Here is a 21,505-nt window from a genome sequence, read left to right as displayed (position 1 = left end):
GGCCGCCCCGTTCCGAACCCGATCAACCATCACCGACATCTGGCAGGGGCCGGCCCGCAAGGCGCATCCCCTGGGGAGGAAAGCTCATGTCCGCGATCATCGAGAAGGCACGCGATCTGGATCATCTTCTGGCGACCGCCGTGCAGGACGACAAGGAGGCCGGCCTCTACCGCTGCCGCCGCGACATCTTCACCAACGAGGACCTGTTCGCGCTGGAGCTGAAGCACATCTTCGAAGGCAACTGGGTCTATCTGGCGCATGAAAGCCAGATCCCCGAACCGAACGACTATTACACGACCTGGATCGGCCGCCAGCCGGTGGTCATCACCCGCGACAAGACCGGCACGCTGCACGCGGTCATCAATGCCTGCGCCCACAAGGGCGCGATGCTGTGCCGCCGCAAGCAGGGCAACAAGGGCAGCTTCACCTGCCCGTTCCACGGCTGGACCTTCTCGAACACCGGCAAGCTTCTGAAGGTCAAGGACGCCAAGACCACGCAATATCCCGAGCAGTTCAACAAGGACGGCTCGCACGACCTGACCCGCGTGGCGCGGTTCGAGAGCTATCGCGGCTTCCTGTTCGGCAGCCTCAATCCCGACGTGGCCTCGCTGGAGGAGTTCCTGGGCGAAACCACCGTCATCATCGACCAGATCGTCGACCAGGCCCCCGAAGGGCTGGAGGTGCTGCGCGGCAATTCCTCCTACATCTACGACGGCAACTGGAAGTTGCAGATGGAGAACGGCTGCGACGGCTATCATGTCAGTTCGGTGCATTGGAACTATGCCACCACCATGGACCGGCGCAGCGAAACCGGCACCAAGGCGGTGGACGCCAACAGCTGGTCGAAGTCGGTGGCCGGCGTCTACGGCTTCGAGAACGGCCATATCCTGCTCTGGACCAACACCAGGAACCCCGAGGTCCGTCCGGTCTATAATCGCCGCGAGGAAATCGCCGCCCGTTTGGGCGAGGACAAGGCCGGCTTCATCATCAACCAGACGCGCAACCTCTGCCTCTATCCGAACGTGTTCCTGATGGACCAGTTCAGCACCCAGATCCGCGTCGTGCGCCCGCTTTCCGTAGACAAGACCGAAGTCACCATCTTCTGCTTCGCGCCCAAGGGCGAGTCCGCCGAGGACCGCGCCCATCGCATCCGCCAATACGAGGATTTCTTCAACGTGTCGGGCATGGGCACCTCGGACGACCTCGAGGAATTCCGCGCCTGCCAGACCGCCTATGCCGGCAGCCTGGCGCTGTGGAACGACATGTCGCGCGGCGCGCCGCTGTGGATCGACGGGCCGGACGAGAACGCCCGGCGCATGGGGCTGAAGCCGCTTCTGTCCGGCGAACGCAGCGAGGACGAGGGGCTGTTCGTCTGCCAGCACGAATACTGGGCCGAGATGATGCGCAAGGCATTGGCGGCCGAGAAGACCGGAGAAGCCGCATGAGCCTGGATCGCGACACCACCAGAACGAGCCTGGATTACAACGCCATCTGCGCCTTCCTCTATCGCGAGGCGCGCCTGCTCGATGACCGGCAATGGGACGAATGGCTGACCTGCTATGCGCCCGATGCGTCCTACTGGATGCCTGCCTGGGACGACAACGACCAGATCACCGAGGACCCGCAATCGCAGATCTCGCTGATCTATTACCCGAACCGCGAGGGGCTGGAGGACCGCGTCTTCCGCATCAAGACCGAACGGTCGGGTGCCTCCACCCCGGAACCGCGCACCAGCCACGCCGTCCTGAACGTCGAAGTGGTGGAAGATCGCGGGACCGAGGTGGATGTCCGCTACAACTTCCACACGCTGAACCACCGTTACAAGGTCACAGACCAGTTCTTCGGCACCATCTTCGTGACCCTGCGCAAGCATGGCGACGGGCTGGTCATCGCCGCCAAGAAGATCGTCCTGAAGAACGACTACATCCGCCAGGTCATCGACGTCTATCACGTCTGACCCGTCCCAGCACAACCGCAAGGAGGAGGCGACCATGTGCTATCGCATCGCACTGAACTTCGAGGACGGGGTGACCCGCTTCGTCGATTGCAAGCCGGGCGAGAAGGTTCTCGATGCCGCGTTCCGCAACAAGATCAACCTGCCGATGGACTGCTCGGACGGAGTCTGCGGCACCTGCAAGTGCCGCGCCGAAAGCGGCGCCTATGACATGGGCGAGGACTATATCGACGACGCCCTGACCGAGGACGAAGCCGCCGAGGGGCTGGTGCTGACCTGCCAGATGGTGCCGTCCTCGGATTGCGTGCTGTCGGTGCCGACGACCTCGCTGGCCTGCAAGACCGGCCAGCAGGTCTTCACCGCCACCGTGACGCGGATCGAGCCGCATCAGGACGCCGCCGTGGTGCTGGAACTGGCGGTGGAGGATGAGACGCCGGCCTTTCTGCCGGGACAATATGTCAACATTGCCGTGCCGGGCAGCGGCGACCACCGCTCCTATTCCTTCAGCTCCGCTCCGGGCGAGCGCGGCCTGGGCTTCCTGATCAAGAAGATCCCCGGCGGGCTGATGGGCGGCTGGCTGGCCCGCGCCAAGCCGGGCGACCGGCTGGACCTGACCGGGCCGATGGGCAGCTTCTATCTGCGCGACGGCGAAGGGCCGCTGCTGTTCCTGGCGGGCGGCACCGGCCTTGCGCCCTTCCTGTCGATGCTGGAGGTTCTGGCGCGGGCCGGGTCGCGGCGCCAGATCCATCTGATCTATGGCGTGACGCGCGACCAAGACCTGGTGCTGGTCGATGAGCTTGCGGCCTATGCCAAGCGACTGCCGAATTTCACCTTTGCGACGGTGGTGGCCGACCCCGCATCCGACCATCCCCGCAAGGGCTGGGTGACGCAGCACATGCCGGGCGACATGCTGGCCGCCGGCGGGGTCGATGTCTATCTGTGCGGCCCGCCGCCGATGGTCGATGCCGTGCGGCATTACCTGGACGAGCAGGGGATCGCGCCCGCCAGCTTCCATTACGAGAAGTTCACCCCCAACGCGCCGCTGAAGGCCATCGCATGACCGGGGCCGTCTTTGCCAACCGCTTCGCGGGCAAGGTGCTGGTGGTGACCGGGGCCGCGCAAGGCATCGGTCGCGCCGTGGCCTTGCGCGCGGCGGCCGAAGGGGGGCGGGTGCTGTTCGTGGACCGCGCCGATTTCGTGGCCGAGGTGGCGGCGGCGGCGGAAGGCGAAGCCGCGGGTTTCACCGCCGATCTGGAAACCTGGGATGGCGCCGATGCCGCGATGCGCCATGCGGCCCGCACCTTCGGCGGCATCGACATCCTGATCAACAATGTCGGTGGCGCGATACGGATGCGGCCCTTTGCCGAATTCGAACCGGCCCAGATCGACGCCGAGATCCGGCGCTCGCTGATGCCGACGCTGTATTGCTGCCATGCGGTCCTGCCGCATCTGCTGGCGCGCGGCGGCGGCACCATCGTCAACGTCTCGTCAAACGCCACCCGGGGCATTCACCGCGTGCCCTATTCGGCGGCCAAGGGCGGCGTCAACGCGATCACGCAATCCCTGGCGATGGAGATGGCGGCCCAGAACATCCGCGTCGTCGCCACCGCCCCCGGCGGGACCGAGGCGCCGCCGCGCCGCGTCCCGCGCAATGCCGAGGGCGACAGCCTTGCCGAACAGCAATGGATGGCCGAGGTCGTGGACCAGGTCAAGCAATCCGCCTTCATGCGCCGCTATGGCAGCATTCAGGAACAGGCCGCGCCGATCCTGTTCCTGGCCTCGGACGAGGCGTCCTACATCACCGGCTCGGTCCTGCCCGTCGCCGGAGGCGACACAGGATGAGCGTCGCGGGGGGCGACACCGGCTGATCGCGATTTCAACGACAGAACAGGGAGGAGACAAGGAATGCGCAACATAGACGTGAACGAGGCCATAGACCAAGGCCCGTTCGGCAGCTTTCAATGGATGGTGGTGGCGCTTTGCGGGGCGCTGCTGGTGGTCGATGGATACGACGTGTTCGTGGCGGGCACGGTGCTGCCCACGCTGATCGCGGAATGGGGCCTGACCAAGCCGCAGGCGGGCGCGCTGCAAGCCTGGGCGCTGTTCGGGATGATGTTCGGGGCGCTGATCCTTGGCCCGCTGGCCGACCGGATCGGCCGCAAGAAGGGCGTCGCGATCAGCTTCGTGCTGTTCACCTCGGCCACCGTGCTGACGGGCTTTGCCAACTCGCCCGAGCAGTTCAAGATCTTCCGCTTCATCGCCGGCCTGGGCTGCGGCGGGCTGATGCCGAACGCGGTGGCGCTGATGAACGAATATGCGCCCAAACGCCTGCGCGGCACCATGGTCGCGCTGATGTTTTCGGGCTATTCGGTCGGCGGCATGGTCGCGGCGGGGCTGGGTGTCGGGCTGATCCCCTCCTTCGGCTGGCAGCCGATGTTCTTCATCGCCGCCGTGCCGCTGCTGCTGTTGCCGCTGGTGCTGTGGAAGCTGCCGGAATCGCTGGGCTTCCTGATCCGCCAGGGCAAGCAGGACGAGGCGCGGCGCATCTTCGGCCGCATCAACCCGGCTACGCCCCTGGCCCCCGAGGACCGGCTGGTCTTCAGCGAGAGCAAGGGCGCCTCGGCATCCGTCGCGGAACTGTTCCGCCACGGCCGGACGCTGCGCACGCTGATGCTGTGGCTGTCCTTCTTCTGCTGCCTGCTGCTGGTCTACCTGCTGTCGTCGTGGCTGCCCAAGGTGCTGCAAGAGGCCGGATATGCCGAACGGGCCAGCCTTCTGTCGCTGTTCTCGCTGAATTTCGGCGGCATGGCGGGGGCGATCGCCGGCGGCAGGATGGGCGACCGCTTCGGCCTGCCGAAGGTGGTGGTCGCCTTCTTCGCCGCGGCCGGGGCATCCATCGCCCTGATCGGCTTCAACCCGGCGCCGACGGTGCTGTTCCTGCTGGTCTTCGTCGCAGGGGCCACGACCATCGGCACGCAGATCCTGCTCTATGCCAGCGTCGCGCAGCTTTATAACCTGTCGGTGCGCTCGACCGGGCTGGGCTGGGCTTCGGGCGTGGGCCGGATCGGTGCCATCGTCGGGCCGACGCTGGGCGGGGTGCTGCTAGCGCGGGAGCTGCCGCTGGGGCAGAACTTCCTGCTCTTCGCCATCCCGGCGGCGATCTCGGCCCTGGCGATGCTGGTCTTTGCGCTTGCCAACGGGCGCGCTCGCGACGCAACGCGGCTTGCCGCCGCCTGACAGCCCCGCAACCAGGCGCGCGGCCCCTCGCCGCGCGCCAAAATCCGCATGAAAGGCCGACCATGCCCTATCTGGACCTGCCCACCCACCGGCTTCACTATCGCATCGACGGCAAGGCAGGGGACAAGCCGTGGCTGACCTTCTGCAATTCCCTGGGCACCGACCTGCACATGTGGGATGCCCAGGTTGCAAGCCTTTCCCAGGATTTCCGCATCCTGCGCTATGATCGCCGCGGCCATGGCAGGTCCGGCGCGCCGGTGCCGCCTTACGGCCTGGCCGATCTTGCCGGCGACGTGATCGCGCTGTGGGACGCGCTGTCCATCAGGCGCAGCCATTTCTGCGGCCTGTCCATCGGCGGGCTGACCGGGCAATGGCTGGGCATCCACGCCGGGGCGCGGCTGGAGCGCATCGTTCTTTGCGCGACGGCCGCCCGGATCGGCAGCGCCGAAAGCTGGCATGCCCGCATCGACGAGGTCCGGGCCAACGGCCTCGGCGGTCTTGTTCCCGCGACTGCGGAACGCTGGTTCACGCCCGGCTTTCGCGCGGCCGATCCTGCCAAGGTCAAGGCGATCCTGGCCAGTTTCGCCGCAACCTCGGTCGATGGCTATGTGGGATGCTGCGCGGCGCTTGCCGGAGCGGACCTTCGCGACCGCCTTCCCCAGATCGCCAATCCCCTCCTGGCGATCTCCGGCGACGACGATCCGGTCTGCCCGCCCGCCGAATTGGCCATGATCGCCGGGGCGGTGCGCTGCGGACGTCACCTGTCCCTGCCAGGGCGGCATATCCTGAACCGGGAATCGGCGCTGCGCTTCGACATCGCCTTGAAGGACTTTCTGACCGCAGCCCCATGCGGTGCCTGAAGGAGCGGGGGCGGCAACGTCATCCCGAACTCGGCCTCGCGTCAGCCGGCTTTCTCGTGCGTAACGCCGCTGGCCCTCGTGCTGGCGTGCTTGGGCGAGCGGCCGCCATCCGATCTTGCGTCCGCCGTCAGGCGGCCTTTCGCCCGGTGCGGCAGCAGGTCACCATGAACACCATGCCCTGAGCGCGGCAGCCTCTCCCGGCAAAGGACAAGGCACGCGATTCCCCGAGTGCAACCTCGCGCTGTATCTGTTAAACTATTTGTTGAGGACGGTTCGGCCCGGCATGTTCGCGGGCGGGGGCCGGATTTCCCGGCTGACGCCTCGCCCGGTCTTGGGCCCTCCAGGAAGGGAGGATGCAGCCATGCACCGAGAAACGATTGGAAACCCGCTGAGCTGGAGCGCGCAGAGGCTGGCCGGCATAGGCCGCAGCGCCGGCGCGGCGGTAGACGGGATCGGCAGCCACGAGAGGACCCTGCCCGAGGTCAAGCAGATCGGCCTGGGCGACATCCGCGCGGCGCTTCGCAAGGGCGTCGAGGACTTCGCCGCGCTGCGCACCGACGTGATCACCGCGGTGGCGCTTTACCCGGTGATCGGCTTCGTTCTTGCCGCCTGGGCGTTCAACGCGGGGCAGGTGCATCTGCTGTTTCCGCTGGCCGCTGGCTTTCCGCTGGTCGGGCCGGTCGCGGCGATCGGCCTTTACGAGATGAGCCGGCGGCGCGAGCGGGGCGAGGATACGAATTGGGGCGCGGTTCTGGCGACGCTGACCGGCCGGGTGCTGGGGCCGGTGCTGATGCTGGGCTTGCTGCTCGCGGTGATCTTCGCCTTCTGGCTTCTCGCCGCGCATGCGATCTGGGTCGTCACCCTGGGGCCCGGGCCCTATGACAGCCTGCTCGTCCTTCTGCGCGACAGCTTCACCACCAGCGCGGGCTGGACGATGATCCTCACCGGGGCCGGCGTCGGCTTCGTCTTCGCGGCCGTGGTGCTTTGCGTCAGCCTGGTGTCGTTCCCGATGCTGATCGACCGGCCGGTGGGCGTGCCGGTGGCGCTGGCGACCTCGCTCGCCGTCGCGCGCCGCAACCCGAGAGCGACGGCGCTCTGGGGGCTGATCGTCGCCGTCTCGCTGGTGCTGGGGATGATCCCGCTTTTCGCCGGGCTGATCGTGGTGTTGCCCATCCTTGGCCACGCGACATGGCATCTTTACCGCCGGGCCGTGGGCTAGGGGCTGTCGCGTAATCCCACCTCCAAGCCCTATGGCGTTCGAGGAACGAGCCATGCAAACCTGACTGAGTGCCCGCGGAACCGGCAGCGGCCAATTGCATGGGTCTCATCAACGAGCAGATATAAGCTCGCCGCCGGCTCCCTGGCCGAGGCGGGGCTCGACAATATCTTCGATCAGCAAAGGTCGGGTCTTCCCTGTCCCGTTCCCCTGTCTCGGCGGCGCGCTGGGCGCCCCTCATGACGATAAAGTCTCTTCCGACAGCCAGCTCCGCCGCCCTTTCGTCGCGGATCTTGCGGGCTTCGGCGAGAGCGACCGTCAGCCATTGCCCAAGGCCCATCTCTCGCCTTTTCCCGAGATGCGAATATTCGGCAGACCCATTTCCCGGTGGAGCCGGCCTTCACCAGGATCAGGCCACCGCCAATTTGCAGCTTTCCATTCGCGGCTTTCTTCAGCTTGACCGCTGTGAGCTTGTTCTTCATCTCAGTCCCCCACGGGGATCCGCGCTTTTGTCGCCGCTGCCGCGACGGCGCGGCCAATTCACACAGCAGATCCTTGCCCATGATCGCTCTGGCAGCTCCCGAGCGGCGCGGCATTTGCCCGCCGTCTGTCGAGCAAGAGGGGCTTTGCCCCCGTCCCTGCGGGACTCCCCCAGGATATTTGAACACGAAAGAAGGGCTGGAAACCTTGCCGGGCCGGTTCCGGGGGTCTTGCCACCCAGGATGTCGGGGGCGAAAGGATGGAGATCTTGCCTGGGCGGAGGGCTGGAAAAAGGCCTTTCTCCAGAGGCTTCCTGCGCCAATACGGTGTTCTTTCCACGCGGCTTCCTGCCGATTTCCGTGGATTTGCGCCGCGGCTTGCGCCTAGTCTCTGCCCCGAGCAACGGACCCGAAGGGGAGAGTTTCCATGTCCGAGAAATGGGGTTTCGACACCACCGCCATCCATGCAGGCAGCGCGCCCGATCCCGCGACCGGGGCGCGGCAGGTGCCGATCTATCAGACCACCGCCTATGTCTTTCAGGATGCTGCCCATGCGGCGCGGCTGTTCGGCCTGCAAGAGGTCGGCTATATCTATTCCCGCCTGACCAACCCCACCGTCGCGGCGCTCCAGGCCCGCGTGGCCGAGCTGGAGGGCGGGGCCGGCGCGGTCTGCTGTTCCTCGGGCCATGCGGCGCAGATCATGGCGCTGTTCCCGCTGATGGGGCCGGGCAGGAACCTGATCGCCTCGACCCGGCTTTACGGCGGCACCATCACCCAGTTCAGCCAGACCATCAAGCGCTTCGGCTGGTCGTGCCGGTTCGTGGACCTGGACGATCTCGACGCGCTGCGGGCGGCGGTGGACGAAGATACCCGCGCCATTTTCTGCGAATCGATCAGCAATCCGGGCGGCTATGTCACCGACATTCCGGCGGTGGCGAAGGTTGCGGACGAGGTCGGCCTGCCGCTGATCGTGGACAACACGCTGGCCACGCCCTGGCTGTGCAGGCCGATCGAGATGGGCGCGACGCTGGTCGTCCACAGCCTGACCAAATACATGACCGGCAACGGCACGGTGACCGGCGGCGTGATCGTGGATTCGGGCCGGTTCGACTGGTCGGCCTCGGGCAAGTTCCCCAGCCTGTCCGAGCCCGAGCCCGCCTATCACGGGCTGAAGTTCCACGAGACCTTCGGCGCGCTGGCCTATACCTTCCACGGCATCGCCATCGGGCTGCGCGACCTGGGCATGACCATGAACCCGCAGGCGGCGCATTACACGCTGATGGGCATCGAGACGCTGGGTCTGCGCATGGCGCGCCATGTCGAGAACGCGCAGAAGGTCGCGGAATGGCTGGAGAAGGATCCGCGCGTCACCTCGGTCACCTATGCGGGGCTGGCCTCATCGCCCTGGAACGCGACGGCGCGGCGCGTCTATCCCAAGGGGGCGGGGGCGCTGTTCACCTTTGCGATCAGCGGCGGCTACGACGCGGCGGTGAAGCTGGTCGATAACCTGAAGCTGTTCAGCCACGTGGCGAACCTGGGCGATTCGCGCTCGCTGGTGATCCATTCCGCCTCGACCACGCACAGCCAGCTGACGGACGAGCAGAAGATCGCCGCCGGGGCGGGGCCGGACGTGGTGCGGCTGTCCATCGGCATCGAGGACGCAGCGGACATCATCGCCGACCTGGACCAGGCGCTGGCCGCCGCCACCGCCTGAGGCGAGACGGGCGGCGCATCGCTGCGCCGCCCGCCAGATCAGTTCGCCGGGGCCTCTCCGGGCGTCGCTTCGCCTTCGGGGGCAGGGGGCTCGCCGCCTTCCGGCGCATCGGCCGGGTGCATGGCGAAGACCGCGGTGACATTGGCGCTGACGGCCAGTTCGCCCGCCTCGATCGGCGTATCGGCCGAGCCGGCCGCCTCGGCACGCATCGCCATCATCGGGCGCGGCCCGCCGCCGATCTGCACGTCCGACAGCGAGAGCAGCCGGCCCAGCCGCATGCCCGCCGCCTCGGCCATCACCTCGGCGCGGCGGCGCGCGTCGGCCACGGCCTCGGTGCGGGCCTGGTCCTCGGCCTCGGCCATGTCCTCGCGCGAGAAGGCGATGCCGCTGATCTCGTTGGCGCCCGAGGCGACCAGCCGGTCCAGCACCGCGCCGAGCCCCGCGATGTCGCGCACCCGCACGGTCACGCTGTTCTGCGCGCCGTAGCCGGTCAGCTTCGGCGGCTGGCCCTGGTCGGAGTAATCCATCACCGGCGACAGGTTCAGCCCCGAGGTCTGGATGTCGCGGGCCTCGATCCCCTCGGCCTTCAGCGTCTCGATGACCTTGGCCTGCTGCTCGGCATTCTGTGCCATGGCCTCGGCGGCGGTGGCGGCGCGGGTGCTGACGCCCAGCGTGACGGTGGCCATGTCGGGCTGGGTCGTGGCCTGGCCGGTGCCGGTCACCGTCAGTTTCGCGAAGGGGGCGGCATGTTTCATGGCGTGATGTCCCATCTGTGCGGGCGGCGGCGGCGCGTCGGTCGGGGCAGGCTGGGCCATCAGCGGGCCGGCGCCCAGAACGATCAGCGTCGCGGCAGCCATCAGGGGTCGGAATTGGGGCATCGGGTCTTTACTCCTTGGCGCGTCGGGTGCTTTGCCCTTGCGCGGTTGTCTTTACGAGCCCCTATAACGCCGCAAATGCGTTCCGGGATGCCTCACAATCCGGTGTTCTGCTTTTCACGGATCGCGTTCTGGGTTAGTCCGGAAACATCAATCACGAAGATGCGTCCGGGGACGACCCGGGCGCCCGGAACCGAAAGCAAAGCCCGTCGATGTCGCTTGATTCCGCTACCGAATACGCCCTCTCCTTCAGCGAGGATGCCGTGCATCTCGAACGGCGCGAGCGGGATTTGGGTCGACAGGGCGGTCCCGCCCCGGCGGGCTGGCGGCATCTGGGCTCGGTCGAGTTCGACTCGCCCGGCTTTCACGAGGAGCTTGCCCGCCTGCGCGCCATGGCGACCGGCGCCGGGGCCGAGGTGACGTTGCCCGTCACGCTCATCATTCCGGACGACCAGATCCTTTACACGACGCTGACCGTCGCACCCGGTGCGGATCGCGAACATGCCGTTGGACGGGCGTTGGACGGGCTGACCCCCTATGCCATCGAGGACCTGGCCTTCGACTGGGAAGGCGACGGTGACAGCGTGCGCGTCGCCGCCGTGGCCCGCCAGACCCTGCGCGAGGCGCGGGATTTCGCCCGGCAATACGGCTTTGAGGGGCAGGGCTATTGTTCGGCCCCCGCGGCGGGGCTTTATCCGGGCGAGCCGGTCTTCGTGCTGGAGCCCGCCCCGCGCAGCCGGCCGCAGGTTGACCCGGCGCAGGCCGGCGTGACCGTCTCGGCGCTGCTGATCGAGGAGGAGCCGCCTGCGGAACAGCACGCGCTGGACCTCGAGGGGGATCGGTCCGACCTGCCGGAGGATGAGGGTGCCGAAAGCCTGTCCTTGCCCCAGGGGCCGGGCGACGAGGCGGAGCCCGTCTCCGATGAACCGGTCTCCTTAACCATCAGCGAGGAAACCGATGGGCCGGACGCGGCTGCGACAGCAAAGGCCGATGGCGTAGAAGATATCGATGATTCCGAAAAAACCATCAGAAATTCAGAAGAAAGCCTGGCGGATGATCCGGCAGAATCTGCGGCTGAGGCCGTCGACCCGGTCCCGGTCGCGCAGCAAGACGACGCTGCCGAGGCCGTTGCGAAAACCGCCGGAACCCCTGCCGCCGGCGAGGCCGAGGCGGCAATGCAGGATCAGGTTCCGGACTCGGCGGAAGCGGCCGCAACCGCGGCGGATGCCATGCCCGCCGCGCAACATGATGCCGTGCCGCAGGCGGCCGCCGCGTTGAACCCGCGCGCCCGCGCCGTGCATGAGCGCGCGGCCAGCGCCCGCCAGACCCGCCCGGCCGGCAGCGCGCCGGCCCAGCCTCGCCGCCCGGGCGAGCGCGGCGGCCTTGCCGGCTTGATCGCCATGCTGGGCGCGCTGGTCGTCGGGCTGATCCTGATCTGGGCCTTCCTGGTCCCGGAGCGGGAGGGTGCGCAGCTTGCAGCCGTTGCCTCGTCCGATCAGGCTCCGACACCGCAGCCTGCCGAACCCGCCCCCGCGCAAGCGCCGGCGCCAGAGCCCGCTCCGGCTGCCCCGGCGCCGGCTGCCACCGCATCGACCCCGGTCGAACCGGTCCAGCCCGAGCCGGCCCCCGCGCCCGCAGCCCCGCAACAGGCGGCGCCCCAGCCGGCCGTCGCCCCCACCGTTCCGCCTTCTGCGCTGACCGAGGAAGAACGGCGTCGCGTCGTCGTTGCCGCCGCCGCGGTGGCGGCTGCCGTGGTGCCGCCTTCGACCGCGGCGCCCTCGGCTCCGGCATCCCCCGCTCCGGCGCTGGCCGGCGCCACCAGCTCCGCCAGCCAGGCAGTTCGACCCGACCCGGCGGCGCCCCCCCGGCCGGCGCCCACGCAGGCCCGGCCCGCAGCGACGCCGGCGCAGCCCGCACCCGCCGCTACCCGGCTGACCAGTTCGGCCCGGCCGCAGCTTGCGCCGCGCCGCAGCACGCCGCAGACCACGGTGCCGCGCGCCGATAGCGCGCCGCGCCTGCCTGCGGATCCCTTGCCTTTCGAGGCCAGCCAGCGCCGCGCCCAGCCCGTCAGCAGCGCCCGCCCGCCCGAGCGTCACCGCCGCATAGCCCCGACTCCGACTCCGGCGGCGGCCCCGGCGCCGACGCAGGCCCAGCCCGCCGCCGCGATCGGCAATGCGGTGCTGCGCGGCTCGGCCCGGCCGCCCTCGCGCCCCGAGGGTTCGACCCCCGAGCTGCCGGGCGTCGGTCTGCCCGCCGACAGCCTGACCCCGGCCGAACAGCAGCATTTGCGCGACCTGGTCCGCGATCTCGGGCGTGACGGGCTGGCCGCGCTGGATCCCTTGCCGCGGGGAGAGCGGCTGGCGCAGGCCCGGCCACAGCGCAAGCCGGACACGGCCAGCGATGCGGTCAGCCCTTCGGCCGTTGACGCCGCGCTGAGATCGGCGACCACGCCACCACCGGACAAGCCCGACCGCGCCGAAACCGCCGCAGCGCCCGCCCGCGATTCGGGCGGGCTTTTGCATGGTTCGGTCCGTCCGCGGGCCCGTCCCGGCGCGTCCGCCGGCGCCGCCGCTGCGGTTTCGGGCGATGCGGTCGAAGCCGCGATCTCTGCTGCGGTCGCGGCTTCGCCCGCACCGCCGGGCGGGGTGCAGCTTTCGGCGCTGGCCTCGTCGCCGCTGCCGCCCCGGCGCGGCGAGCGGCCGCCGGCCGCGCCCGAGGCCGCTGCCGATCCGCCGCCGCCCGAGAGCGCCGCCGCCGCGGCCCCGGCTGCCGCTGCCGGCCCCAGCGAGGCCGAGCTGGCCGCCCGCCGCAAGCTGGACGAGCAGTTGCAGGCCCAGGCCGAGGCCCGCATCCGCGCCCGTGCCGCCGCCGATGCCAAGGCCGAGGCCGAGGCCCGCGCCCAGGCCGAAGCCCGCGCCCGCGCCCAGGCCGAGGCCGAGGAACGCGCCGCCCGCGCTCAGCGCCAGGAGTACAAGCCGCCCGAGATCGACAACGAGCCCGAGATCGCCACCGCCGCCCTGCCCAAGGGCTCGACCTCGGCCAGCGTGGCCAAGGCCGCGACCCAGTCCCGCGGCATCGACATGGGCCGCACCACGGTCATCGGCATCATCGGCGCCGGCAAGGCCAGCCGCGCGCTGATCCGGCTGCGCAACGGCAAGGTGGTGACCGTCCGCCTGGGCGACCGCATCGACGGCGGGACCATCAATTCCATCGGAGACGGACGGCTGACCTACGTCAAGGCGGGCCGCACCCATGAGCTGCGGATGCTGGACGGGCGCTGATGGAGACATTCCTGCTGATCGCCACTGTCTATCTGATGACAATGGTGATCGCCGTGCCGCTGTCGGCGCGGCTGGGACTGGGCTCGGTGCTGGGCTATCTGATCGCGGGCATCGTCATCGGCCCGGTGCTGGGCATCGCCGGAACCCCGGGCGAGATGGCGGATTTGCAGCATTTCGCCGAGTTCGGCGTGGTGATGATGCTGTTCCTGATCGGGCTGGAACTGGAGCCGCGGGCGCTGTGGCAGATGCGCAAGCGCCTGCTCGGGCTGGCCAGCATGCAGATCCTGGGCACGGTGGCGCTGCTGGCGCTGGTCGGCATGGCGCTGGGACAGGACTGGCATATTGCGGTTACGCTGGGCATGATCCTGTCGCTCAGTTCGACCGCCATCGTGCTCCAGACGCTTTCCGAGAAATCGCTGATGCACACGCCGGGCGGGCGCAGCGCCTTTGCCGTGCTGCTGACCCAGGACATCGCCGTCATCCCCATGCTGGCGCTGATGCCGCTGCTGGCCACCCTCGCGCCTCTGCCGCAGGCCGAGGAGCATATCGGCGAGGCCTTCATGCATTCCCTGCCCGGCTGGGCGGCGGCGCTGGTCACGCTGGGCGCGGTGGCCGCCGTCGTGCTGATCGGGCAATATCTGATCCGGCCGCTGTTTCGCTGGGTCTATACCGCCCGACTGCACGAGCTCGACACCGCCATGGCGCTGCTGATCGTGGTGGGCATCGCCTCGCTGATGGAATTCGTCGGCCTGTCGCCGGCGCTCGGCACTTTCCTGGCCGGGGTGATGCTGGCCGGTTCCGAATTCCGCCACGAGTTGGAGGGCCAGATCGCGCCCTTCAAGGGCCTGCTGCTGGGATTGTTCTTCATCACCGTCGGCGCCGGGATGAATTTCCGGCTGCTGTTCGAATATCCGGTGACGGTGCTCGGCATCACCGTGACGGTGATCGCCATCAAGGCGCTGGTGCTGCACCTGATCGCGCGGCTGACCGGGCTGCGCGGCAGCGACCGGACGCTGTTCACGCTGTCGCTGGCGCAGGCGGGCGAGTTCGGCTTCGTGTTGATCTCCTATGCCGTGTCGCTGGCGATCCTGCCGCGTCTGCTGGCGCAGGGCTTCCTGATGGTGATCGCCCTGTCGATGCTGGCGACGCCCTTGCTGTTCATCCTTTCGGACTTCATCTCGCGCCGCATCGCCGAGGAGCGGGCCAGCGACATCGCCGACGAGATTTCCGAGCAGCAGCCGATCATCATCGCCGGGGTGGGGCGCTTCGGCCAGGTCCTGAACCGGCTGGTCACCATGTCGGGCTACAAGACCACCGTGATCGACCATGACCTCGAGGTGATCCAGCTCATGCGCCGCTTCGGCTTCAAGGGCTATTTCGGCGATCCGAGCCGCCCGGAGATCCTGGCCGCCGCCGGGCTGGGCAAGGCACGGGTGCTGGTCGCGGCGCTGGACGATCCCGAGGCGAATCTGCGCCTGATCCGCTATGCCAAGGAAAAGCGCCCCGAGATCGTGGTCATCGCCCGGGCGCGGGACCGGGTTGACGTGTTCCATCTCTATGCCGCCGGTGCCGACCATATCGTGCGCGAGACCTTCGACAGCTCGCTGCGCGCCGGGCGCTATGTGCTCGAGCATCTCGGCCTTTCGCCCTATGAGGCCTCCGAACTGGAACGCATCTTCTATCGCATGGACCGCGCCCATCTGCGCGAGCTGGCCGAGGTCTGGAAGCCGGGCGTTCCGGTGCATGAGAACGCGGAATACATGACGCTCAGCCGCGACCTGAACCGGCAGCTTGAAAACGCGCTGATGGAACGCTTCGCCCATGGCCCCAGCGCCGCGCCCATCGCCGCCGAGCTGGACGAGGTGCCCGAGCATGGCCTGGCCCGCCCCGGCCGTCCGGGCGGGCGCTGAGGCGGCGGCGCTGCTCCTGGCCGGCGGGGCCTGGATGTTCGTAAAACGATGAAAGCGAACCGGCCGCCGGCCCGGCGGGATTTCCCCGTTTCCCCAAAATCGCAAGCGCGGGGGCAACCGAAAGCTGCCGGACAGGGCTGGGGGAGTCCGCCTTCACCGTTTCCCAAATACTCCTGGTCGCCGCGCCACGGGCCGGGCCTTGCCGGGCGGGCGCCAAGCCCCTAAAAGGCGGGGCAGCCTTGCCAGGGGAAATGCCATGCTCGACCATCTGACCTATACCGCCCCGGAACCGAAGATCATTCAGGGTGCGAAACAGGATTGGGAACTGGTCATCGGGCTGGAGGTCCATGCCCAGGTCGCCTCGAACGCCAAGCTGTTCTCGGGCGCCTCGACCGGCTTCGGGGCCGAGCCGAACAGCCATGTCGCCTTCGTCGACGCCGCCATGCCGGGCATGCTGCCGGTGATCAACGAGTTCTGCGTGGCGCAGGCGGTCAAGACCGGCCTCGGCCTCAAGGCGCGGATCAACCTGGTCTCGGCCTTCGACCGCAAGAACTATTTCTATCCCGACCTGCCGCAGGGCTACCAGATCAGCCAGCTCTACCACCCCATCGTCGGCGAGGGCGAGGTGATCGTGGACATGGCCCCCGGCGTCGCCCGCCGCGTCCGCATCGAGCGCATTCACCTGGAACAGGATGCCGGCAAGTCGATCCACGACATGGATCCGAACATGTCCTTCGTCGACCTGAACCGCACCGGGGTCGCGCTGATGGAGATCGTCAGCCGCCCCGACATCCGCGGGCCGGAGGAGGCGGCGGCCTATGTCGCGAAACTCCGCCAGATCATGCGCTACCTGGGCACCTGCGACGGCAACATGCAGAACGGCAACCTGCGCGCCGACGTGAACGTCTCGGTCTGCGCCCCCGGCGCCTATGAGCGCTATCAGGAAACCCAGGATTTCAGCCATCTCGGCACCCGCTGCGAGATCAAGAACATGAACTCGCTGCGCTTCATCCAGCAGGCCATCGACTACGAGGCCCGCCGCCAGATCGCCATCATCGAGGATGGCGGCAAGGTGGTGCAGGAAACGCGGCTCTACGACCCTGACCGGGGCGAGACCCGCTCGATGCGCTCCAAGGAAGAGGCGCATGACTACCGCTATTTCCCCGATCCCGACCTCTTGCCGCTGGAGATCGAGCAGGATTGGGTGGACGGCATCGCCTCCGCCATGCCGGAACTGCCGGACGAGAAGAAGGCGCGTTTCGTCACCGAACTGGGCCTGTCCGAATACGATGCCGGCGTGCTGACCGCCGAGGTCGAGAGCGCCGATTACTTCGAGCAGGTCGCCGCGGGCCGCGACGGCAAGCAGGCGGCGAACTGGGTCATCAACGAACTGTTCGGCCGGCTGAACAAGGAAGGCCTGACGGTCGAGACCTCGCCGGTCTCGGCCATCCAGCTCGGCGGCGTGATCGACCTGATCGGCTCGGGCGCGATCTCGGGCAAGATCGCCAAGGAGCTGTTCGAGATCCTCTGGACCGAGGGCGGCGACCCGGCCGAGATCGTCGAATCGCGCGGCATGAAGCAGGTCACCGACCTCGGCGCCATCGAGGCGGCGGTGGACGAGATCATCGCCGCAAACCCGGCGCAGGTGGAAAAGGCCAAGGCCAACCCCAAGCTCGCCGGCTGGTTCGTCGGCCAGGTGCTGAAGGCGACCGGCGGCAAGGCCAATCCGGCGGCAGTGAACGAGCTGGTGGCGAAGAAGCTGGGGCAATAGTCCGGGGCAGGAACCTCACGGCCCTTTGCCCTCCATCCGGCTTTTCCTTGGCGGCCATCTGACCTAATCTGCCGCCAAACGGAAAGGCAGAAGACGATGAGCAGCCACGAATACACCGTTATCCCCGCGCCCTCGCGCGGCGAGAAGGCCAAAGGCGCCAAGACCGGGATCGAGCGTTTCGCCGCCACCCTGACCGATGTGCTGAACCAGATGGCGCGCGACGGCTGGGACTATGTCCGGGCCGAGACCCTGCCGGCCGAGGAACGCTCGGGCCTGACCAGCCGCACCACGGTCTATCACAACCTGCTGGTCTTCCGCCGCACGCGCTCGGCGCCGGGCCAGCAATACGCTTCCACTGCCGCCGCCGAGCCGCAGCCCGCTCCGGCCATGGTCGAAACCGCCGCCGAAGACACCGCCGCGCCCGGGGAGAGCCCGTCGCAACCGCAGGCGCGCGGTCCCTTCAGCCAGCCGATGCGCGCCACGCCGAAACCCGCGGCTCCGGTCGCCCCGAACAGCCAGACCCGCGCCCGGGTCGCCGAGCCGCCCTTGACCGCCCCGCAGGCCCCGGCCCCCATCGGCCCGCGCCTCGGCCCGGCCAGCCGCTGATTTCACCGTTTTCCAAGTACTTCGGGGTGAGCCCCCGGCACGGGGGCGAGGGGCAGCGCCCCTTCCTTCACCAATGCGGCGGCCGCTGGTCCGACAGCGGCACCGTTCCCGCCTCGGCCTCGCGTTCCGCTTCGCGCTCCATCAGCATGCCGACGTGCCGCGCCAGCCGGGCGATCTCGCTTTCCTGCCGGGCCACGATGCCCGACAGGTCCTCGACGGTGCGCGCCAGATAGGCCACGGCTTCCTCCAGCCGTTCGATCCGCTCTTGCGTCTGCTTGTCCATCCATCCTCCATCCGCTAGACCGCCGCATGGAAAAGCCCGAGGCAAACCATGGCGAAAGATCAGAAGAAACAGCCCCGTCCCAAGGCCGAGACGCCCAAGGGGTTCCGCGACTATTTCGGCGCCGACGTGACCGAGCGCAAGCAGATGCTCGACCGCATCGCCGAGATCTATCATCGCCACGGTTTCGAGCCCCTGGAAACCAGTGCAGTGGAAACCGTCGAGGCGCTGGGAAAGTTCCTGCCCGATGTGGACCGCCCCAATGCCGGCGTCTTCGCCTGGCAAGAGGCGGAGGTCCCCGGCGGCGGGGCCGGCGACTGGCTGGCGCTGCGCTATGACCTGACCGCGCCGCTGGCCCGCGTGGCCGCGCAGTTCCGCAACGACTTGCCCAGCCCCTATCGCCGCTATGCCATGGGCCCGGTCTGGCGCAACGAGAAGCCCGGCCCCGGCCGCTTCCGCCAGTTCTACCAATGCGACGCCGATACTGTCGGCTCGGGCTCGGTCGCGGCGGATGCCGAGATCTGCGCCATGCTGGCGGCGGCGTTGGAACATGCCGGCATCCGGCGCGGCGACTACCTGATCCGCATCAACAACCGCAAGGTGCTGAACGGCATCCTGGAAGCCATGGGCGTGGCCGAGGGCAAGCCCGCCGACGACGTGCTGCGCACCATCGACAAGTTCGACAAGGTCGGCGAGCAGGGCGTGCGGCAATTGCTGACCACCGGCCGCAAGGACGAGTCCGGTGCCTTCATCGAGGGCGTGGGCCTTTCGCCCGAACAGGCCGGGCCGGTCATCGCCTTCCTGACCTCCAAGGGCGCGGACAACGCCGAGACGCTGGCGAATCTGCGCGCCGCCGTGGGCGCCTCGCAGGCCGGCGCCGAGGGCGTCGAGGAGCTCGCCCAGATCGCCGCGATGCTCGCCGCCATGGGCGTGGGCGAGGATCGCGCCATCATCGATCCCTCCATCGTGCGCGGCCTGGGCTATTACACCGGCCCGGTATTCGAGGCCGAGCTGACCTTCGAGATCCTCGACGACAAGGGCCGCAAGCGCCAGTTCGGCTCGGTCGCCGGCGGCGGGCGCTATGACGGGCTGGTGGAACGCTTCACCGGCCAGAAAGTGCCGGCGACCGGGGTTTCCATCGGCGTGGACCGCCTGCTGGCTGCGCTGCGCGCCAAGGGGCTGATGGGCGGCACCGAACAGGGCCCGGTCGTCGTCACCGTCATGGACCGCGAGCGCATGGCCGATTACCAGGCCATGGCGGCGGAACTGCGCGCCGCCGGCATCCGCGCCGAGGTCTATCTGGGCAATCCCAAGAACTTCGGCAACCAGCTGAAATATGCCGACAAGCGCAATGCCCCCGTCGCGGTCATCCAGGGCGGCGACGAGGCGGCGCGCGACGTCGTGCAGGTCAAGGACCTGATCCTGGGCGCGAAGATCGCCGCCGAGGCCAGCCACGAGGAATGGAAGGCCCAGCCCGCCCAGACCGAAGTCGCCCGCGCCGATCTGGTCGCGGAAGTCCGGCGTATCCTCGGATGAGCAAGCGCGAGAAACAGGCCATCGGCCAGCAGATCCTCGCCGCCTTTCGCGCCGCCGGGGCCGAGGAGGTGGCGCCCGACATCTTGCTCGAGGCGGACACGCTCCTGGACCTCTATGGTGAGGACATCCGCGCCCGTGCCTATGTCACGCAAGACCCGATCCGGGGCGAGATGATGCTGCGCCCGGATTTCACCGTGCCGGTGGTGCAGATGCATATGGCGAACGGCGCCGAGCCGGCCCGCTATTGCTATCTGGGCGAGGTGTTCCGCAAGCAGGATCATGGTGAGACCCGGCCCGAGCATCCGCGCGACAACGAATACCTGCAGGCCGGTTTCGAGCTTTTCGCTCGTGATCCGGAGGCCGATGCCGAGGTCTTCGCGCTGTTCCACCGCATCCTGGCGCCACTGAAGCTGCGGGCGACGATGGGCGACATGGACCTGCTGATGGATGCGGTGCGCGCCCTGCCGCTGTCGGGGGCCCGCCGCGCCGCGCTTCTGCACCACATCTGGCGGCCGCGGCGTTTTGCCCGGCTGCTGGCGCGCTTCGCGGCGCCGGCCGAGATGCGCCGCTTTCCCGAAAGCGCCGCGCCCTGGACCGGGTTGCGCAGTCCCGCCGAGATGCAGGCCCGCATCGCCCGGCTGCGCGCCGACGCCGCCGAGACGCCGCTGCCGCCGCAATGGGTCGAGCGGCTGGAGCGGTTGTTCGCGATCGGCGCCCCGGCGCCCGAGGCGCTGCGGCAGCTGCGCGCTCTGGCGGCCGAGATCCCCGACATCGCCGCAGCCGTGGACCGGCTGGAACGCAACCTCGCGGCGCTCTCCGCGCGTGGCATCGACGTCGGCGCCGTGCATTTCGACGCCAGCCACGGTCGGCACACGATGGAATATTACGACGGCATGACCTTCAGCTTCGCGGCGGCCGGGCGCGAGGACTGGCCGCCGGTCGCCTCGGGTGGCCGCTACGACGCGCTGGCGGCGGTGCTGGGACAGGCGCAGGGCCGGTCGATCCCGGCGGTCGGCGGCATCATCCGGCCGGGGCTGGTCTACGAACTGGGGGGACTCGCATGATCCGGCTGGGCGTGCCGTCCAAGGGGCGGCTGATGGAGCAGTGCTTCGACTGGTTTGCCGCCCGCGGCGTGCGGCTGTCGCGCGCCGGCTCCGAGCGCGAATATGCCGGCCGGGTCGAGGGCGCCGAAAACGTGGCGCTGGTGCTGTTGTCGGCCGGCGAGATCCCGCGCGAGCTCATGGCCGGCCGCATCCACCTGGGCGTGACCGGCACCGACCTGATCCGCGAGAAGCTGGCGGGCTGGCGCGGCCATGTCGAGGAACTGGCGCCGATGGGCTTCGGCCATGCCGACCTGATCCTGGCCGTGCCCGCCTGCTGGAGCGATTGCGAGACCCTGGACGACTTCGCCACCATCGCCCGGGATTTCCGCGCCGAGCACGGCTTCCGCCTGCGCATCGCCACCAAGTATCACCGGCTGGTGCGCGCCTGGCTCTCGGCCGAGGAGGTCGCGGATTACCAGCTGGTCGACAGCCAGGGCGCGACCGAGGGCACGGTCGCCAACCTGACCGCCGAGGCCATCGCCGACATCACCTCATCCGGGGAGACGCTGCGCGCCAACCATCTGAAGATCATCGGCGAGGAACCGATCCTGCGCTCGCAGGCGACGCTCTTGCGCTCGCTTTCGGCAGGGGACGCGGCCGCGGTGCGGGATTTCGCGGTGCGGCTGGGGCTCTAGAAACCCGCGGCCGGGCAGGGGCGTTGTGCCCTCGCACCGCTATGGAGA

17 protein-coding genes and 1 pseudogene are annotated in these 21,505 nt (G+C 68.7%); 15 read left to right on the top strand and 3 right to left on the bottom strand.

Going from position 1 to position 21,505, the window contains the following annotated elements; translation table 11 throughout:
• The first annotated feature begins 86 nt into the window (after positions 1-86).
• The 7 genes from AQY21_RS07870 (at position 87) to AQY21_RS07840 (ending at position 7,270) form a co-directional block, all read left to right on the top strand.
• On the top strand, positions 87-1,445 hold the full coding sequence (locus AQY21_RS07870) for a Rieske 2Fe-2S domain-containing protein (protein WP_058097159.1): 1,359 nt from the start codon (positions 87-89) through the stop codon (positions 1,443-1,445).
• On the top strand, positions 1,442-1,957 hold the full coding sequence (gene benB, locus AQY21_RS07865; RefSeq protein ID WP_058097158.1) for a benzoate 1,2-dioxygenase small subunit: 516 nt from the start codon (positions 1,442-1,444) through the stop codon (positions 1,955-1,957). The genes AQY21_RS07870 and benB overlap by 4 nt, the downstream gene beginning before the upstream one ends.
• Before the next feature lie 34 nt (positions 1,958-1,991).
• A complete protein-coding gene (benC, locus tag AQY21_RS07860) occupies positions 1,992-3,014 on the top strand; it encodes a benzoate 1,2-dioxygenase electron transfer component BenC (RefSeq protein ID WP_058097157.1) in 1,023 nt (340 codons plus the stop codon).
• Positions 3,011-3,796: a benzoate diol dehydrogenase BenD gene (gene benD, locus AQY21_RS07855; RefSeq protein ID WP_058097156.1), complete on the top strand. Its 786-nt coding sequence runs from the start codon at positions 3,011-3,013 to the stop codon at positions 3,794-3,796. Before benC ends, benD begins: the two co-directional genes overlap by 4 nt.
• Positions 3,797-3,859: 63 nt before the next feature.
• Positions 3,860-5,191: an aromatic acid/H+ symport family MFS transporter gene (locus AQY21_RS07850; protein ID WP_058097155.1), complete on the top strand. Its 1,332-nt coding sequence runs from the start codon at positions 3,860-3,862 to the stop codon at positions 5,189-5,191.
• 62 nt (positions 5,192-5,253) lie between these two features.
• The gene (gene pcaD / locus AQY21_RS07845; protein ID WP_058097154.1) at positions 5,254-6,051 is read left to right on the top strand and encodes a 3-oxoadipate enol-lactonase; all 798 of its coding nucleotides are present in this window, start codon (positions 5,254-5,256) and stop codon (positions 6,049-6,051) included.
• Between the two features lie 361 nt (positions 6,052-6,412).
• On the top strand, positions 6,413-7,270 hold the full coding sequence (locus AQY21_RS07840) for a DUF2189 domain-containing protein (RefSeq protein WP_058097153.1): 858 nt from the start codon (positions 6,413-6,415) through the stop codon (positions 7,268-7,270).
• A gap of 247 nt (positions 7,271-7,517) precedes the next feature.
• Here the strand turns inward: AQY21_RS07840 and AQY21_RS30175 are convergent.
• A pseudogene (locus AQY21_RS30175) lies at positions 7,518-7,622 on the bottom strand (integrase arm-type DNA-binding domain-containing protein); the annotation flags it as partial.
• 551 nt (positions 7,623-8,173) lie between these two features.
• Between AQY21_RS30175 and AQY21_RS07835 the strand changes: the two are divergent.
• On the top strand, positions 8,174-9,460 hold the full coding sequence (locus tag AQY21_RS07835) for an O-acetylhomoserine aminocarboxypropyltransferase/cysteine synthase family protein (protein ID WP_058097152.1): 1,287 nt from the start codon (positions 8,174-8,176) through the stop codon (positions 9,458-9,460).
• 38 nt (positions 9,461-9,498) lie between these two features.
• Here AQY21_RS07835 and AQY21_RS07830 read toward each other — a convergent pair whose 3' ends face one another.
• On the bottom strand, positions 9,499-10,338 hold the full coding sequence (locus AQY21_RS07830; RefSeq protein WP_058097151.1) for an SIMPL domain-containing protein: 840 nt from the start codon (positions 10,336-10,338) through the stop codon (positions 9,499-9,501).
• 209 nt (positions 10,339-10,547) lie between these two features.
• Here AQY21_RS07830 and AQY21_RS07825 point away from each other — a divergent pair, with 209 nt between their 5' ends.
• The 4 genes from AQY21_RS07825 to AQY21_RS07810 all read left to right on the top strand — a co-directional run bounded on the left by AQY21_RS07825 (position 10,548) and on the right by AQY21_RS07810 (position 17,903).
• Positions 10,548-13,616, top strand: a complete 3,069-nt coding sequence (locus tag AQY21_RS07825) for a hypothetical protein (protein ID WP_058097150.1) — start codon at positions 10,548-10,550, stop codon at positions 13,614-13,616.
• Positions 13,616-15,526 (top strand): monovalent cation:proton antiporter-2 (CPA2) family protein, encoded by a 1,911-nt coding sequence (locus AQY21_RS07820; protein WP_058097149.1) that lies wholly within the window; start codon positions 13,616-13,618, stop codon positions 15,524-15,526. The genes AQY21_RS07825 and AQY21_RS07820 overlap by 1 nt, the downstream gene beginning before the upstream one ends.
• 256 nt (positions 15,527-15,782) lie before the next feature.
• Positions 15,783-17,297: an Asp-tRNA(Asn)/Glu-tRNA(Gln) amidotransferase subunit GatB gene (gatB, locus tag AQY21_RS07815; protein ID WP_058097148.1), complete on the top strand. Its 1,515-nt coding sequence runs from the start codon at positions 15,783-15,785 to the stop codon at positions 17,295-17,297.
• A gap of 96 nt (positions 17,298-17,393) precedes the next feature.
• Entirely contained in the window at positions 17,394-17,903 is a 510-nt protein-coding gene (locus AQY21_RS07810) for a hypothetical protein (protein WP_058097147.1), read from the top strand.
• A 67-nt stretch (positions 17,904-17,970) separates the two neighbouring features.
• Here AQY21_RS07810 and AQY21_RS07805 read toward each other — a convergent pair whose 3' ends face one another.
• On the bottom strand, positions 17,971-18,186 hold the full coding sequence (locus tag AQY21_RS07805) for a SlyX family protein (RefSeq protein ID WP_058097146.1): 216 nt from the start codon (positions 18,184-18,186) through the stop codon (positions 17,971-17,973).
• Positions 18,187-18,234: 48 nt separating this feature from the next.
• Between AQY21_RS07805 and hisS the strand changes: the two genes are divergently transcribed.
• From hisS to hisG, 3 genes are read left to right on the top strand one after another with little or no spacing between them, the layout of a single operon-like run.
• A complete protein-coding gene (gene hisS / locus AQY21_RS07800; RefSeq protein ID WP_058097145.1) occupies positions 18,235-19,719 on the top strand; it encodes a histidine--tRNA ligase in 1,485 nt (494 codons plus the stop codon).
• Complete coding sequence (locus AQY21_RS07795) at positions 19,716-20,783, top strand: ATP phosphoribosyltransferase regulatory subunit (protein ID WP_058097144.1); 1,068 nt, start codon at positions 19,716-19,718, stop codon at positions 20,781-20,783. Before hisS ends, AQY21_RS07795 begins: the two co-directional genes overlap by 4 nt.
• Positions 20,780-21,457: an ATP phosphoribosyltransferase gene (gene hisG, locus AQY21_RS07790; protein WP_058097143.1), complete on the top strand. Its 678-nt coding sequence runs from the start codon at positions 20,780-20,782 to the stop codon at positions 21,455-21,457. Before AQY21_RS07795 ends, hisG begins: the two co-directional genes overlap by 4 nt.
• Positions 21,458-21,505: the final 48 nt, after the last annotated feature.

Source organism: Paracoccus sp. MKU1 (genome assembly GCF_001447385.1).
In the GTDB taxonomy this organism is placed as follows: domain Bacteria; phylum Pseudomonadota; class Alphaproteobacteria; order Rhodobacterales; family Rhodobacteraceae; genus Paracoccus.
Note: the sequence above shows the minus strand (reverse complement) of the source record. Positions and strands in the feature narration are given on the sequence as shown.

Bases quoted from the DNA above. Each gene is read 5' to 3' on its own strand.
- AQY21_RS07810 (WP_058097147.1), top strand. From the start codon at position 17,394: ATGAGCAGCCACGAATACACCGTTATCCCCGCGCCCTCGCGCGGCGAG.
- pcaD (WP_058097154.1), top strand. From the start codon at position 5,254: ATGCCCTATCTGGACCTGCCCACCCACCGGCTTCACTATCGCATCGAC.
- benD (WP_058097156.1), top strand. From the start codon at position 3,011: ATGACCGGGGCCGTCTTTGCCAACCGCTTCGCGGGCAAGGTGCTGGTG.
- AQY21_RS07850 (WP_058097155.1), top strand. From the start codon at position 3,860: ATGCGCAACATAGACGTGAACGAGGCCATAGACCAAGGCCCGTTCGGC.
- AQY21_RS07870 (WP_058097159.1), top strand. From the start codon at position 87: ATGTCCGCGATCATCGAGAAGGCACGCGATCTGGATCATCTTCTGGCG.
- AQY21_RS07830 (WP_058097151.1), bottom strand. From the start codon at position 10,338: ATGCCCCAATTCCGACCCCTGATGGCTGCCGCGACGCTGATCGTTCTG.
- benC (WP_058097157.1), top strand. From the start codon at position 1,992: ATGTGCTATCGCATCGCACTGAACTTCGAGGACGGGGTGACCCGCTTC.
- AQY21_RS07820 (WP_058097149.1), top strand. From the start codon at position 13,616: ATGGAGACATTCCTGCTGATCGCCACTGTCTATCTGATGACAATGGTG.
- AQY21_RS07825 (WP_058097150.1), top strand. From the start codon at position 10,548: ATGTCGCTTGATTCCGCTACCGAATACGCCCTCTCCTTCAGCGAGGAT.
- hisG (WP_058097143.1), top strand. From the start codon at position 20,780: ATGATCCGGCTGGGCGTGCCGTCCAAGGGGCGGCTGATGGAGCAGTGC.
- AQY21_RS07795 (WP_058097144.1), top strand. From the start codon at position 19,716: ATGAGCAAGCGCGAGAAACAGGCCATCGGCCAGCAGATCCTCGCCGCC.
- benB (WP_058097158.1), top strand. From the start codon at position 1,442: ATGAGCCTGGATCGCGACACCACCAGAACGAGCCTGGATTACAACGCC.
- hisS (WP_058097145.1), top strand. From the start codon at position 18,235: ATGGCGAAAGATCAGAAGAAACAGCCCCGTCCCAAGGCCGAGACGCCC.
- gatB (WP_058097148.1), top strand. From the start codon at position 15,783: ATGCTCGACCATCTGACCTATACCGCCCCGGAACCGAAGATCATTCAG.
- AQY21_RS07805 (WP_058097146.1), bottom strand. From the start codon at position 18,186: ATGGACAAGCAGACGCAAGAGCGGATCGAACGGCTGGAGGAAGCCGTG.
- AQY21_RS07835 (WP_058097152.1), top strand. From the start codon at position 8,174: ATGTCCGAGAAATGGGGTTTCGACACCACCGCCATCCATGCAGGCAGC.
- AQY21_RS07840 (WP_058097153.1), top strand. From the start codon at position 6,413: ATGCACCGAGAAACGATTGGAAACCCGCTGAGCTGGAGCGCGCAGAGG.